The organism is Hwangdonia lutea (assembly GCF_032814565.1).
Taxonomy (GTDB): Bacteria; Bacteroidota; Bacteroidia; order Flavobacteriales; family Flavobacteriaceae; genus Hwangdonia; species Hwangdonia lutea.
The window spans coordinates 1,191,973-1,207,100 of record NZ_CP136521.1 but is presented as its reverse complement, the minus strand read 5'-3'; the positions used below and the strand labels follow the sequence as shown (position 1 = coordinate 1,207,100).

Sequence of the window (15,128 nt, the reverse complement as noted above, 5' to 3'; positions counted from 1 at the left end):
TTTAGCTTTCGTTACCTTCTTTAATGTTAAAAATACGTTCTTTGGTTTGCTTTAGGTAGTTTCTTCCAATAGGGATTCTTCGGCCAGCAATTTCAATAGTGTTGCCTTCTAAAGCCGCAATTTTATTAATGGAGATATTATAGGAGCGATGTACGCGTATAAAATTTGATTGTGGCAATTCTTCTGAAATTGCCGTTAACGACTTGTGTACTACGTAATCGCCTAGCGTGGTCGCTATTTTTATATAATCCTTTAAACTTTCAATAAACAAAATATCATTAAGGTTAACCTTGATTAATTTTTTATCAACTTTTAAAAATATATGAGGCTCTTGGTTTAAAGCAGCGTCTCCAGTGGGCGTATTGGTGTAGGCGTGTTGGTATACCTTGTTTATGGTTTTTAAAAAACGATTAAAAGGTATGGGTTTTACTAAATAATCCAGCACATCCAATTCAAAACTTTTTACGGCGTACTCCCGATATGCCGTGGTTATTACAACCAATGGTTTAACATTTAAGTTTTCAATAAAAGTAAAACCGGTCATTTGCGGCATATTGATGTCTAAAAAAACAAGATCAATTTTTTCTTGTTGTAAAACACCAAAAGCCTTTACCGGATTGCTAAAGGTTTCTACTACTTCAATATTGTCGAAATTTTTTAAATGATTCTCAATAACACTTATCGCCAAAGGTTCATCATCTATAATAACACATTTAATTTTCATTTTACCGGAATTTTTAAAAAGAGGCTATACACATCGTTATTCACACTGGGTTGTAGTATAAAATCTTTTGCGAACAAGAGTTTTAATCGCCTTAACGAATTGGAGATTCCTATTCCTTTTTTTTCATCATTAACTAACAACGGATTAAAATTATTGGAAATTTTAAATTCGAGGTATTTTTTATTAACCATCTCAAAACTCATTTTTATCGAAATCTTATCGTTGCCTTTTAAACCATGCTTAAAACAGTTTTCAACAAAGGTAATAAACAATAATGGGGGCACTTTAACATCTTCTAAGTCGCCTGTAATGAGTAATTCTGTGTCAATTCTGTCTTTAAACCTAAGGTTTTCAATATCTATGTAATTGTTTATATGGCTTATTTCTTCAAGTAAATCGGCTTTGGAATCGGTTACATCATAAAGCACATATTCCATCATATTGGACAGTTTTAAGATTAATCGGGGCAAACTACTCGATTTATTAAGTGATAGTGCGTAAAGGTTGTTTAGGGTGTTAAAGAAAAAATGGGGTTGTACCTGAGTGCGTAAAAACTTGAGTTCGGTGCTTAACTGTAATTGTGACAGTTTTTCGTTTCTCTTCTTTTCAATACTCCATTCTACTATGATTTTAATAGCCGTGGCAAATGCAATAACGTAAATCTGACCTATAAATTCTGATAAAAAATGATTAAACATAGATTGGTTTGGCATTGTAGAATACATGCTAATCCATATATCGTCTGAGACAAACATTAAGTTTAAACCAAGCCTTAAAAAATAAGAAAATACTAAGGCTGCTATTAAACTTAATATGAAGGCAAAGTATTTACTTTTTAAAATGAATTTTGGAATGAGGTAATAGATGTTTAGATATACCAGTATGATATGAATGGGAAACTCAACAAGATTGGATTTTATGGAATATATAAAGTCATCATTATAGCTGCCCCAGCGGATCACATTAAAAACAAAATAGCTTAGCCAAAATATAACGTGATACCTTAACGGGATAGTGGCTTTTATTCTGTTTTTAAAATTGATGAAGCTTTTTTTCATAGCGCAGCACCCGTTATTTGTAATGTCAAAAAAGGTATATTATTCTGCATTTTGAACATGAAACAAATTAACTTTATCATTGTTGTTTGTGAATAACAATAGGGTGTCATTTTTTTTGTTGATGGTAATGATGTTTTTTGAGTTTCCTTCATTTACAAAGCCCGTATGTTCCATGTCTAGTACTTTAAAGGTTTTGTCTTTATAAGATAAAACACTGCCCAACGATGCATCGTAGCGCACCGTTTCTACTTCGGCAAAGTAATGGTTGCCAACAGCTATAATCTCTTTGTGTTTATCGTTATTAATATCAACAAACTCAAAATCCATTATTGGCGCAATTTGCAACATTTTTGGTAGGCTTTTAATATTAAAACTGCCGTCGCCATTGTTTTCTAAAAATACACTGTTCAACATGTGTACTTTAAGGTGCAGTGCTCTATCTAAAGCTTCTTTGCCGTAGATATCTTCTAAAGTAGCTTCGGCAAACTCAAAATATGTGGGGAATTTGTCTTTTATAAAAGGCATTTGTTGCGACGAGCATTCGCGCCCTCTCGATGGTACCAAAGTGCCTTTGTAGTTTGAAGTTAATACAATATCGAAAGTTCCGGAATTATCAAAATCATCGCAAAACACATGGAACGGTTTTTCTGTGCTGGCTTTGTATTTGGTGTTTAATCCTAAATTGCCAACAAAATAATCCGTGTCGCCGTCATTGTCAATATCTGTACCCTCAATACTAAACCAAAGACCTTCGGTGTTTTTTAATGAATTGTTAACCAACGGCGTAAACTTTCCTTTGTTGTTTTCAAAAATGGTGATGGGCATCCATTCGCCAACAACAATTAAGTCCTTATCGTTATCGTTATCAAAATCCGTAAATAGTGCATCGGTTACAAGCCCAACGTTTTTTATGGCGGGTGCTATCGTTTCTGTTTTGTTGTAAAACCTGCCATTTTCGTTTATTAATATATAGGATTCCGGGGCATATGGATATTTGTTTGGAATCACACGGCCGCCAACAAATAGGTCTAAATCGCCATCACCATCAATATCCGAAGCTTTTACAACTTGTCCGCTAGCATTTATTTTTGGCAGTATGTTTTCGCCTTTGCTAAAGTTGCCATTGCCATCGTTTACATAAATCCTATCTTGGTAAAGACTGCTGTTTTCTTCAAACTCTGCACCGCCACTTACAACATATAGATCAAAATCATCATCGTTATCGACATCTATAAAAAGCAAACCTAAATCTTCATATTGTTTGTCCTTTTTCCAAACCGTAGTGTTTTGTTTTTTAAAGGTTCCGTCTTCATTCTGAATATATAATTCGCCACTTTGGTCTTTAGCGCCGCCAATAAAAAAATCTTCTAATCCGTCGCCGTTTACATCGGCTTTATCGATAAACGGCCCGTTGGTAGACTGACTGTGGGGCAATAGAATTTGTTCTTTAAAGTCGTCAAATTCATTTTCGTTGTGCTTATAAACGATGCCTTGTTCCGAAGGGTTGCCACTTTTTAAAAGTGTTTCAATTTTCTTTTGATTATTGTTTTCTTTCGGAGTGCCGCTATCCTGATTTACTGAAATTATTTGATTGGCTTTTACGTTTGTAAGTGTCGTGATATTTTGGTTTGGCCATTCGATTAAAATCTCATCGATAATTGGAGCATCACCAACACCGAAATTCACAATATTTTGAACAGATGATATAAAACCTCTGCTGGTATATAATTCTTGGTATTGCTTGATGTTGTTTGCCGTTATGGTTATTTTGGTGCCAATGGCAAATTTGTTTTTGGCATCACCATTTAGTTGAATTTGAATAAAATTTTTCGTGTCGTTATTTTGGTAAAGCAGGGGGGTGTCGTTAATGTTGTTTATAATTAAATCCAAATCGCCGTCATTGTCAAAATCGGCATAAGCCGCACCGTTGGATTGTGTTTTTTCCTTTAACCCCCAATGGTCTGGGTTTTTTGTAAAACTAAGGTTACCTTCGTTTTTAAAACTATAATTGCTAAGTTTTGTAGAGGGTTGTAAATCGGTAATTTCTTGAAAACTTGGTTTGTTTTTCCCTGAAAATCTTTTATTTAATTCGGTTCTAAAATCTTGGTTAGCCATATCCTTTAGAATGCCATTGGTAACAAAAATATCTTTCAATCCATCATTGTCAAAATCGGCAATTAATGGCGCCCAACTCCAATCGGTTTTTGCTAAACCGCTTATTTGTGCTATTTCGCTAAACTTTCCGTTACCTCGATTTAACTGTAAGGTGTTAACCATGTATTGGTGATGATAGCCGTTTTTAACTAAAGCCCAAAAATTTTCTGTATTCATTGAAGCCATATTTTGCTTGCTACGAACGTGATCTTCAGAAGCCATTTCCAATACAAATAAATCGGGGTGGGCGTCGTTATTTAAATCGGCATAATCTGATCCCATGCTACTAAATGAGGTGTGCTTTATTCTATCTAAAATTTCATTTGTAAACGTACCGTCTTGGTTGTTTATATATAGCATGTCTGGTGTTAAAAAATCGTTACACACATATACATCGGGCCAGCCATCATTATTAAAATCGCCAATGGAGGCACTGAGCCCAAATGTTTTATTAACCATGCCAGCAGGATGTGTGATTTCGGAAAAGTGTGTGCCGTCGTTTCGATATAGTATATCTGAGCTAAATCTTGAGTAATCTCTTTCAATACGCATGTTTAGTCTGCTCGTATTCTCAAAATCTGGCCTGTGGCTTACCAGGTACATGTCCAAATCCCCATCTTTGTCAAAATCGAAAAAATAAGATTGTGTGCTAAATCCGGGGTTATTAATTTTCCACTCTTTGGCTTTATCAATAAATGTGTTGTTTTTCTGATTGATAAACAGTTTGTTTTCTTGGTTAAAGTTGGTTTTGCCAGTTCCGGATTTACATATATAAATATCGAGCCAACCATCATTATTAATATCAACCACCGAAACCCCATTAGACCATCCCTCGGGATCTTCTAGTCCTGAGGTTGCGGTAATATCCTTAAATTTAAAATCGCCTTCGTTTAAATAGAGTTTGTTGGCGTTTTGATTGGAAATGAAAAAGATATCCACCAAACCGTCGTTGTTAAAATCGGCAGTAGCCACACCACCGCCATTGTAAATGTTTCCATAATTTAAAAAATTTATATCTGCCGTTTCTTCGACATTATTTTGAAAATCGAAACTTGTTTTTTCATTGGGAATTAATGAAAAAAGCGTGGTGCCATTTGAAGGTTTATTTTCAATAGTCTTTATCGTTTTAAATGATTTGTTTTGGTTGCAATTAACCAGTGTAAAGCCTAGGATGGTATAGAGAATTATTTTTTTCAAAACACTATTATTGTTATAATTAATTTCAATGATAAATATAAAAAATAAAAAGGGAGAATCTATAAGATTCTCCCTTTTAACAATATTACTTTTTATATCGTAATTTAATTTTGCTTAGCCCACCATAATGGGGTATGAACCGTGTCCGGACCTCCTAATAATTGTACAGCTTGTGAATGACCATCTGGAATATTATTTTCAAATGATGAAGGGTATTTTATACGCTGTCCAAAGAAATCTACTTGGTTTGTCATTACATTTCCAGCATTTAATTGTGGTAAATCTGGTAATGGGTTTTCAACCGCAGGATTTTCAAAGAATGGTAAACCTAAACGTCTATGGTCGTTCCATATTTCAAGTGGTATCCATGCATGCGATGCAATAAACTTTTGCGTAATAATTTTATTTAAAAGGTCGTTTTTAACGTTTCCTCCTTTATAAATAGTGTTATTAGGATAGGTATAGCTGTAAGTTCCAGCAGCACCCGTATAACCATCAATATAATCCATAGTTACGCTAGCAGGAGGTTCTGTAGTGTGGTCCCAACTTACTGATGTACCTGCGTTGTTGTAGTCTTCTGAAGCGATATAGGTTGATACGTGATCAGAGATACCGTAATATTCAAAACTGTGAGCGATACCAGTCTCATAAGCTTCTTTGCCACTTATAGGTGTTGTCCAGTTTCTTGCAGCAGCTTCAGCTATTAGGAAATGAGTTTCCCAAGAAGGGAAAAACACACGCTCTCCTTCACCTCTAAAGTCTAGACCTAAACGCGGGTAAGATCCAGGAGATCGCAATTGATTTTTAGCACCGACCTCGCCCCAGTCTCCAGCGGCAAAAGCATTATAAGTAAAGGCACAGTCAAGAGTAATGTCATCTGTCTCACCATTATCATCATTATCAGCTTCTCCAATAATTAAACTTCTTTCAGATTGCGTGTGAGCATTACTCCAAGTTGGGAAATTACTATACTGTTCATCATCCAGGTTTCCAGGAATTGGGAAAGTTTTGTATGCTCTAGGATCGATGGTGTTTGGTAGTCCGTCTAACCAAAAGCCTTTAGCGGGATCGTTTGTAAGTTGCGTAAAGTGATTATCAAACTTTAAGCCCATATAATTAGCGGGTTTAATGTTCACTTGATCATCAGCTGGTAATTGGTCAACAGAGGTTACACCACCTAAGCCTACAACTAAATTTCTGTAGGCCGCCGTCATATAGTGGCTATTCCATTGTCTAGATTGCGGATTCGTATAACTATTCCAGCCTTCGCCAGCATACACTCTCATGTCATCTGCAGGTGTGGCAATAATTTGACCACTATTGGCAGCTTCTTCAAAATGTTGTTGAGCTACTGATGGCGCAACCTCTGATAAGCGCATAGCCAAACGCATTCTCATGGAATTTCCATATTGTTTCCATTTGGTATAATCGTAACCAAACGCTTGATCTAAATCTGAATCCGGTTTAAAGGTGTTGGACTCGTCTATTTTACTAACGGCATCTTTTAATTCTGCTAACATAAACATGTAAACGTCTTCTACGCTATTGTATTCAGGGTTTTCACCTTGAAAGCCATTTATTGGAATTGGTCCAAAACCATCGGTCATTTCGCTCATAATATAAACTCTCCAAATTCTTGCTATATGCAATAAATTCTCAGTATATTCCTTAACGTTTCCTGTGGCAATTTTTTCTTCTGCCACCGTAATAGCAGTTGTGATATTCAATAACCATTTAGAAATGTAGCCATTAAAATAGTCATTGGTCCATCCGTCGTTCGAACGCCCTTGAGAAAGCACGCCTAATCTCGAGGTTCTTGAAGCATCTTTCCAATATAATACAAATACACGTTCGGCGATGTGTGGATCTTGCTGTGCCGCTCCGATAGAATTATTGATAAAGAATTCTACTTCTACTTGTTCTGCCGTAGCAGCCAAGGGATCTTTATTGATTTCTTCAAAATCACTACATGAAAAAATCAATAGTGTCGCACAAATTAGTGCTAGTTTTTTACTTAATACTTTTTTCATAATTTTTCTTTTTTAAAATTTAGCAGCTATATTAAAAAATACAGTTCTTGTTGTTGGTGGCGCTAAGTTTTCGAAACCAGTAGCATTGGTATTTGTACCATTTACCGATTCTGGATCTACACCATTTAAGTTACTTGAGATCATCCAAACATTGTTGGCCGATACGCCAATTGACAATCCTTGGAATGGCATTTTGTCTAACCATGCTTTGTCAAAATTGTAAGTTAAATTTACATTTCTTAATCTCACATGTGTTGCATCATAAACATTGGCTTCGTTAATACCTAGGTTTCCAGAACGTCCTGTTATGGCTGCCCAATAGTTTTGAGGTGATGCTCCGGTTGTGTTTTCACTTAAATTTCCAGAACCATCGTCTACAACGCCATTAAATACAATATCGTTTCTTTCTCCATTAACCACAGTAACGGCACCTAAACCAGATCTTTGTAGCGCATGATTGGTGCCTGAGAAAATCTCACCGCCAATGCTAGCACTAACTAGGAAACTGAAAGAAAAGTTTTTGTAGCTTAACATGTTTGTAACCCCTAATAAGGCATCCGGTACTTGAGAACCTAGAACAGATTTCTCAGTAGAGGCTAAGGGTAAACCATCGGCATCAACCAAAATTCTTCCAAAAAATGGGCTAGATTCATCTTCAACTCTTCTGAAGGTTGATCCTACGATAGTACCATAATCTTGACCAACATCTGCACTAATATTAAAGTTATCAAATCCACCTAAGTTAAATGTCGTAACATCGGCGTCTAATTCTTTTACGATATTTTCGTTAGTTGAATAGTTAACGTCCATGTCCCAAGTTAAACCATCTTCATTATCTAAAATTCTGGTTTTTAAAGTGGCCTCAATACCTTTATTTTGAATGTTACCGGCATTTATCAGTTTATTGTTATAGCCGCTAAATGGATCTAAAGGAATGGGTATAATTTGATTGGTTGCATTGGTTTTATACCAGGTAAAATCTACACCAACTCTATTGTTAAAGAAACGAGCTTCTAGACCAAACTCAAGATTTTCAATTAACTCATTAACAATGTCAGGGTTTCTCAATGTGCTGTTTGTACTGGCAGTTGTGTTACCTAGTGGATCATTGCCTATAGAAAATGCATTGTATAACGAATAAGCCCCTAAATCATTTCCTACCTCGGCAATCGAGGCTCTAACCTTACCAAAAGTAAACCAACTTGGTAAGTCGCCTCCATTTTTGGTTATCATATCAGAAATAACTAAAGAACCATTTATCGATTTGTAGAAAAACGATCTGTTTTCTTTACTAAGGGCTGATGACCAATCGTTACGTCCCGTTACATCTAAAAATAAATAACCGTCATAGTTAATTTGAAAAAGTCCATAAGCTGAATTTATCTTCTTTTCGCTAAACGATTGTGAAACGGACGCTGGATTAATACCATTGTTTAAGCTGAATAAATTTGGAACTAATAATTCGCCTGAATTACTGCTAATTCCACTACTCTCGGTAGACATTAAGTTGCCCCCTAATGTAATAGAGCCTCCAAATTTTCCAAAAATATTGTCTTTAGAAGCTGCTATTAAAGCACTGTGATTTTGCTCAATAAAGGTGCTTTTTCCTAGACCATATCTAGACGTGCTTGATGTTCCGGCAAATACTTTAGACTCTGTATTTGTGGTATATAAATCTGCCCCTGTTCTTATTTCGGCATGTAACCAATCATTAAACTGATGCTTTAATGATCCCGTTATAATAAAACGGTCTCTTGAATCGTAGCTTAATCGTCTTTTATTTGCCCAATATGGGTTAATTTGATTCGAATTTGGGTCGAACCATAATTGATTGCCAAATTCATCTACACCAGCAGAATATTGAGTAATATCACGCGAACGTGGGAAATTGATAATAGTTTGGTACTGGCTTAAGGCCCCAAAACCAGTTCTTGGTCTGTTGTTGGCTGTTGTTTTATTGTACTGTACTTTCGTATCAACTGTCCATCTTTTGTCATTGCCAAATTTGGAAACACCTCTTGCCGTCAAGTTTAAACGCTCAAGTGTGGCAGACGGTGAAATACCTTCATCATCCAAATAATTAGCCGAGGCATAAAAAGACCCCGAATCCGATGAGTTTTGGAAAGATAGGCTATGGTTTTGGCTGAATCCATTTTTATAGTAGTTACCTATATTATCGTAGGCTTTATCGAAAACTACAGATCCTTGTTCAGGTCCGGTTTCCGTTTGTCCTGCAATTTTTGGACCCCAACTGCTTGTAGTATATTCGTCATATACACCTACAGAACCTTGACCAAAACTACTTTGTAAATCAGGTTTCATAAATATACTGTGGAAACCCGTTGTTGCTGAGTACGAAACACCTAAGCCTTTACTGGATTTACCTGTTTTGGTTGTTATTAAAATAACCCCGTTACCGGCACGCGATCCGTATAAAGCCGCAGCCGAAGCACCTTTTAACACAGATAAGGTCTCAATATCATCTGGATTTATATCGGCTATACCATTACCTAAATCGGCAGAAGGGCTCCAAAAGCCTTCATTGGACGAACCAGTAAAGTTGTTTATTGGTGTGCCATCTACCACAATTAACGGTTGATTGCTATTTGTTAACGAGCTATAACCTCTTAATACAATTTTAGAAGAGCCCGCAGGACCGTTACTACTCTTAATAACTTGTAATCCTGTTATTTTGCCAGATAAGGCGTTAACCATATTTGGTTCTCGAGCTTCAGATATTGAAGCGCCTTGGATTTCTTGAACGGAATATCCTAAAGATTTACGTTCTCTTTTAATCCCTAAGGCCGTTACAACAACTTCGTCTAATTGGCTTGCGTCTTCTGATAAAGATACGTTAATAACCGATTGATTGTTAACAGCAATTTCTTGATTGGTGTATCCTATATAGGAAACGACCAATACTGCTGTTGAGCTAGAAACCGTAATGCTGTAGTTTCCATCGAAATCTGTAGAGACCCCGTTTGTAGTGCCTTTTTCAATAACGTTTGCTCCACCAAGTGGAATTCCAGTTGCACTATCTGTAATAGTACCTGTTATTGTGTTTTGGCCTTGAATACTTTGCATGCTAAACAAGCAAAACACAAACATTAGTTTTAGTAATTTTTGGATCATAATTTTTTTTGATTTAGTTTTTAATTTTGATTGCTTCAAGATTTTTCTTGAGGGTTAAATTAGTTTAGGTGTTAGTTTTTATCATTTATAATTGGTTTAAGTTAATTTTTAATTTTTTAAACATTATACAATATATAAGTATGCAAAATATTTAATTCTAATCTTGATATAAAAAATAATATATATACAACATGTTTTTTATGACGAACAACAATGAACTGCCGATAGATGGTATTAACAAAAATTTAACTAAGAGAGCAAAATAATAGCAATTATGCATTTGTATATCACAAAATCCCAAGTTTAAATATACTAATATGAATTAAATGTAATAAAAAAAGTTTACTTATTAAGTTAAAATTTTATTTAGTAGATATGTTTTGTGATTAACCATTATGGAAAAAGTAGTAATATTCTGAAAAAATGATTTTTCTTTAATTTGCATTTAATGGTAAAAAAGTGGTTTTTAAAAACAAAAGAACTTTATGGGTGTATCTTGTTACATCGTGTAATTTTGTAAATTGCATTCTTTTAAAATAAAAATGAGAACGCAATGGTTACTTTAAAACAATTGGCAAAAGAGTTAAATGTTTCAATATCTACAGTTTCAAAAGCATTAAATAACAGTGAGGAAATTGGCAAGGAAACTATTAAGCGTGTTAAAGAACTTGCGGAGCTTTATAATTACAAACCTAATAAGGTAGCATTAAGTTTAAAGCAAAACAGAACCAACACCATTGGTGTAATTATTCCAGATATACTCAATCATTTTTTATCAAAGGTATTGTTTGGTATAGAGCGCGAAGCGTCATTACACGGTTATAATATTATGACCTGTATTTCAAACGAGTCTTTAGAAAAAGAAAAGGAAAGCCTGCAATTATTGGCCAACGGAAGTGTAGATGGATTTATTCTGTGCCTTTCGGAAGAAACCCAAATTAAAAATGAAATCGAACATTTTAAACAAACCATAAAACGAGGCTTGCCCATCGTGATGTTTGATAGGGTGGCACACGATGTATTGTGCGATAAAGTAATCGTTGATGATTTTGACGCCACTTACAGGGCCACTAAAAACTTGTTGGACGAAAACAGAAAACAAATAGCCTTTTTTAGCAATATTGACGATTTAAGCGTTGGGAAATTAAGAGAACGAGGATACAATAAAGCTATTTTAGAAAGCCAATCGCACAAACCGTTGGTCTTGAATATTAAAAAAGAAGATAATCCCCAAGAAAAAATAATAGCTTTTATGAAACAGCATAAAAACATTGATGCCGTAATTTCTGCCGATAGTGCTTCTGGGGTTATTGCTATTAATGTGGCTACAAGTTTTGGGCTTAAAGTTCCAAAAGACATATCGGTAATTGGGTTTTCTAGCCAATCGGTTTCTAATCATTCCATACCTCGGCTTAGCACCATTAGGCAGCATGCTAAAGAAATTGGAGCCAATGCTGCGCAAATGCTCATTAATAGATTACAGAATGTATCCGGGGAAGCAAGTGAATTTAAAACCAAAATTGTTAAAACAAGCTTAGTAAAAAACGGTTCCACTTTGTAATTTTTCAACAGGGAGTTGTGTATTATAGCTACAAAAAATTGCTGTTTGTCGATAAAAACAACCATTTTGTCGATTAAATTACGGAATTAATCTATTTCAATCTATTTTTACCTCCCTTAAAATTAGCAACCCACATCAACTCCCTCTGCTAATTAGTAATTATTAGTCCATTTTAAGTGATTTTATAATCATAAATCCCTCATAGTAAAATAAAAAATCTATGCGCTTTCGTGCATTTCGATTTTTAAGTTAATTATCCATTTTTTTTCTCTCACAAGATGTTGGTTTTTTTAAAAATCGAAAATCTTGACCATATTTTAAGTATTTGAAAATAAATAGAATAAACAGAAATAAAATAGAAAATAATTTTAACCTAAAAACCGAATTAATTATGAAAGCTTTAAAAATTACTTTATTACTAGCGTTACTTTTAACTGCATTTACATCATGTACCAAACAAGATTTAAACGAAGATGATGTTTTAAACGATGGTGACCAAACTGAAGAAACCACACCTTATACAGGAGGTGGCGTAAATGACTAAAAAAATAATAAGTTAACATCAAAGGTTCCGTCTTATTTAGGTGGAGCCTTTTTTTATATCTATAAATTAAAAAATTATAAATACATTTGAGGAAATAGTTAATCTTGCCTTTAATTGAAAATTATATTTTTTTACATAAGTCTTTTTACATTTATTACTTCAGCTCAGGCTCAGGAAACTAAAACTTTTAAAGTCATAGATTCTATTCAGAAAAATGGATTGGCTAATTCTCAAGATTCCTTACTGTTTGCAGATGCTCATTATAAAATAGGAGAAGGCTATCGATATAGTATTTTAGCCGATAGCGCCTATTACCACTACCACAAAGCCGAACAGATTTACAGAAAGTTTAACAACAAATTGAAAATAGCTAAAACCTTGTATGGTATTGCCGTGATTCAGAAAGATGAAAAAGATTTTACGGGCAGCGAAGTCACCTCGGTTGAAGCTATTTCGCTATTAAATCAATTAGAAAAAACAAATGAAGTTGATAAGTATAAGTCGTTTTTATTCAATAACTTAGGATTGGTTTTCGACCAATTAGAATTGTACGACGAGTCCATTTCATACCATAAAAAAGCTTTAGCCATTAAAAGAAAACTGAAAGGCAATACAAAAGCAACCATTGATAATTCTAAAAACAATTTGGCATTATCATATAAAAACTCTCAACAGTATAAATTAGCCTTAGATTTTTATGGTCAAATTTTAAAAAATAAAAATTTGGTTAACGAACGACCAGATTTTTATGCACTGGTACTCGATAACTATGCGCACACCTTGTATTTAACACAAAACGAAGAGCAATTACCAGATTTATATTTAAAAGCCTTAAGAATTTGCGACAGTTTAAATAACAGCGCGGCAAGTTATAATTCCATTGTAATAAATCAGCATTTAGCAGAATACTACCATGATAAAAATGTAACAGACTCAGCTTTACACTATGCTTATAGGGCTAAAGATATTTCAGAGCAATATCATAACGACGATTTATTAAAATCACTCTTATTACTTTCAAAAGTTGAAGAAGGAAACACCGCTGCCAAATATTTAAAAGATTATATATCACTTAGTGATAGTCTGCAAAAGGCCGAACGAACTATCAGAAATAAATTTGCGAGAATTAAATATGAAACCAATCAAATAGAACAAGAAAACATCAGGATTGCGCGCGAACGCTTGTGGCTTTTAATTATTTCAATCATATTAATTGTAACGTCGTTCTTAATATACTTGGTGGTTACTCAAAGAAACAAAAACAAAGAATTAAAATTTATCCAACAACAACAAGAAACCAACGAGGAGATTTATAACCTGATGCTTTCTCAGCAAGATAATATTGAAGAAGCAAGAACATTAGAGAAAAAACGGGTTTCCCAGGAATTACACGATGGTGTTTTAGGACGTTTGTTCGGAACCCGCTTAAGCTTAGATAGTTTAAACATGGGCACCAGTGTTGAAGCCATAAATACCAGAAGCCAATATATTAACGAACTTAAAACCATTGAAGAGGATATTAGAAAAGTATCGCACGAATTAAATACCGATTTTGTTTCTGGATCCGGGTTTATGGATATAATTAAAACCTTAATAGAAACACAAACCAAAGCTTATGGTTTTAATTACGAATTAAACAATAAGGATGTCGATTGGGAAGAAGCATCGAACAAAACTAAAATTCACATTTACAGAATTATACAAGAATCATTGCAAAACATCTATAAACACGCTAATGCAACTCTTGTAAAAATTAGTTTTGAAGTTAAAAATAACGTATTTTGCTTAACCATAAACGACAATGGTTCTGGGTTTGATGTCAATAAAGCCAAAAAAGGCATTGGTTTAAAAAACATTAATTCGAGAGTTGAAGAAATTAAAGGCGAATTAACCATAAAATCAGAATTAAACAAAGGCACAACCATAAAAATAAAGGTTAAAACAGATTAATTGTAATGACATGATTGAGCAAATTAAAATACTAATGATTGATGACCACCCCATGATTATTGAAGGGTATCAAAACACATTGCTATTTACCAAAAAGGACAACCAGGAATTATCGATTGATATAGCAAATAATTGCGACGAAGCCTTAGCTTTTATGAATAAATCGATTGAAAATAACAGACCTTACAATGTGTTGTTTGTAGATATTAGTTTGCCGCCATCTGCAGATGGTACTATGCAGTCTGGTGAAGATTTAGCAGAATATGCCCGAAAGATTTTACCAAATGCCAAAATTATTGTGTTAACCATGTTTAACGAATCTTTTCGTATTCACAATATTATTAAAACCATAGACCCGGAAGGGTTTTTAATTAAAAGCGATTTAACATCAAGCGAACTGGCAAGTGCCTTTCAAGCGGTACTTAACAATCCGCCATTTTATAGCGGCACCGTAAATAGGCATATAAGAAAAACCATTACAAGCGATATTGTAATTGATGATAAAAACAGAAAGATACTCCATTTACTATCTCAAGGTGTACGAACCAAAAATTTAGCCTCTCATTTAGACATATCCATAAGTGCCATAGAAAAGAGAAAAAAGCAACTCAGGGAACTGTTTTCGGTGCACGATGGGCAAGATGAAACTTTAATAAAAAACGCCCGAAAAGAAGGTTTTGTGTAGTTTAAATATTACTTAAAAAGCTTTTTTCAATTTTATTTCCATTTTTTATCATTTTTTTTTCACCGCAAAAGCATTGCTATACCTTAATTCTAT

General features: G+C 34.3%; 9 protein-coding genes. 4 read left to right on the top strand and 5 right to left on the bottom strand.

The genetic code is table 11. The features are described from left to right. Nucleotide 1: 1 nt before the first annotated feature. From RNZ46_RS05170 to RNZ46_RS05150, 5 genes are all read right to left on the bottom strand, one after another. A complete protein-coding gene (locus tag RNZ46_RS05170) occupies nt 2-724 on the bottom strand; it encodes a LytR/AlgR family response regulator transcription factor (protein ID WP_316984314.1) in 723 nt (240 codons plus the stop codon). Further along, the gene (locus RNZ46_RS05165) at nt 721-1,782 is read right to left on the bottom strand and encodes a sensor histidine kinase (protein ID WP_316984313.1); all 1,062 of its coding nucleotides are present in this window, start codon (nt 1,780-1,782) and stop codon (nt 721-723) included. The genes RNZ46_RS05170 and RNZ46_RS05165 overlap by 4 nt, the downstream gene beginning before the upstream one ends. A 39-nt stretch (nt 1,783-1,821) precedes the next feature. Next, nucleotides 1,822-5,133 carry a VCBS repeat-containing protein gene (locus RNZ46_RS05160; protein WP_316984312.1) on the bottom strand — a complete coding sequence of 1,104 codons (3,312 nt, stop codon included), beginning with the start codon at nt 5,131-5,133 and terminating at the stop codon, nt 1,822-1,824. Between the two features lie 104 nt (nt 5,134-5,237). Then, entirely contained in the window at nt 5,238-7,163 is a 1,926-nt protein-coding gene (locus RNZ46_RS05155) for a SusD/RagB family nutrient-binding outer membrane lipoprotein (protein WP_316984311.1), read from the bottom strand. Nucleotides 7,164-7,175: 12 nt separating this feature from the next. Further along, nucleotides 7,176-10,295 carry a SusC/RagA family TonB-linked outer membrane protein gene (locus RNZ46_RS05150; RefSeq protein WP_316984310.1) on the bottom strand — a complete coding sequence of 1,040 codons (3,120 nt, stop codon included), beginning with the start codon at nt 10,293-10,295 and terminating at the stop codon, nt 7,176-7,178. Nucleotides 10,296-10,848: 553 nt separating this feature from the next. Here RNZ46_RS05150 and RNZ46_RS05145 point away from each other — a divergent pair. The 4 genes from RNZ46_RS05145 (at nt 10,849) to RNZ46_RS05130 (ending at nt 15,035) form a co-directional block, all read left to right on the top strand. Beyond that, the gene (locus RNZ46_RS05145) at nt 10,849-11,856 is read left to right on the top strand and encodes a LacI family DNA-binding transcriptional regulator (RefSeq protein ID WP_316984309.1); all 1,008 of its coding nucleotides are present in this window, start codon (nt 10,849-10,851) and stop codon (nt 11,854-11,856) included. Nucleotides 11,857-12,247: 391 nt separating this feature from the next. Further along, complete coding sequence (locus RNZ46_RS05140) at nt 12,248-12,400, top strand: hypothetical protein (RefSeq protein WP_316984308.1); 153 nt, start codon at nt 12,248-12,250, stop codon at nt 12,398-12,400. Between the two features lie 114 nt (nt 12,401-12,514). After that, on the top strand, nt 12,515-14,350 hold the full coding sequence (locus tag RNZ46_RS05135) for a tetratricopeptide repeat-containing sensor histidine kinase (protein ID WP_316984307.1): 1,836 nt from the start codon (nt 12,515-12,517) through the stop codon (nt 14,348-14,350). A gap of 10 nt (nt 14,351-14,360) precedes the next feature. Continuing rightward, nucleotides 14,361-15,035: a response regulator gene (locus RNZ46_RS05130; RefSeq protein ID WP_316984306.1), complete on the top strand. Its 675-nt coding sequence runs from the start codon at nt 14,361-14,363 to the stop codon at nt 15,033-15,035. Nucleotides 15,036-15,128 lie beyond the last annotated feature (93 nt).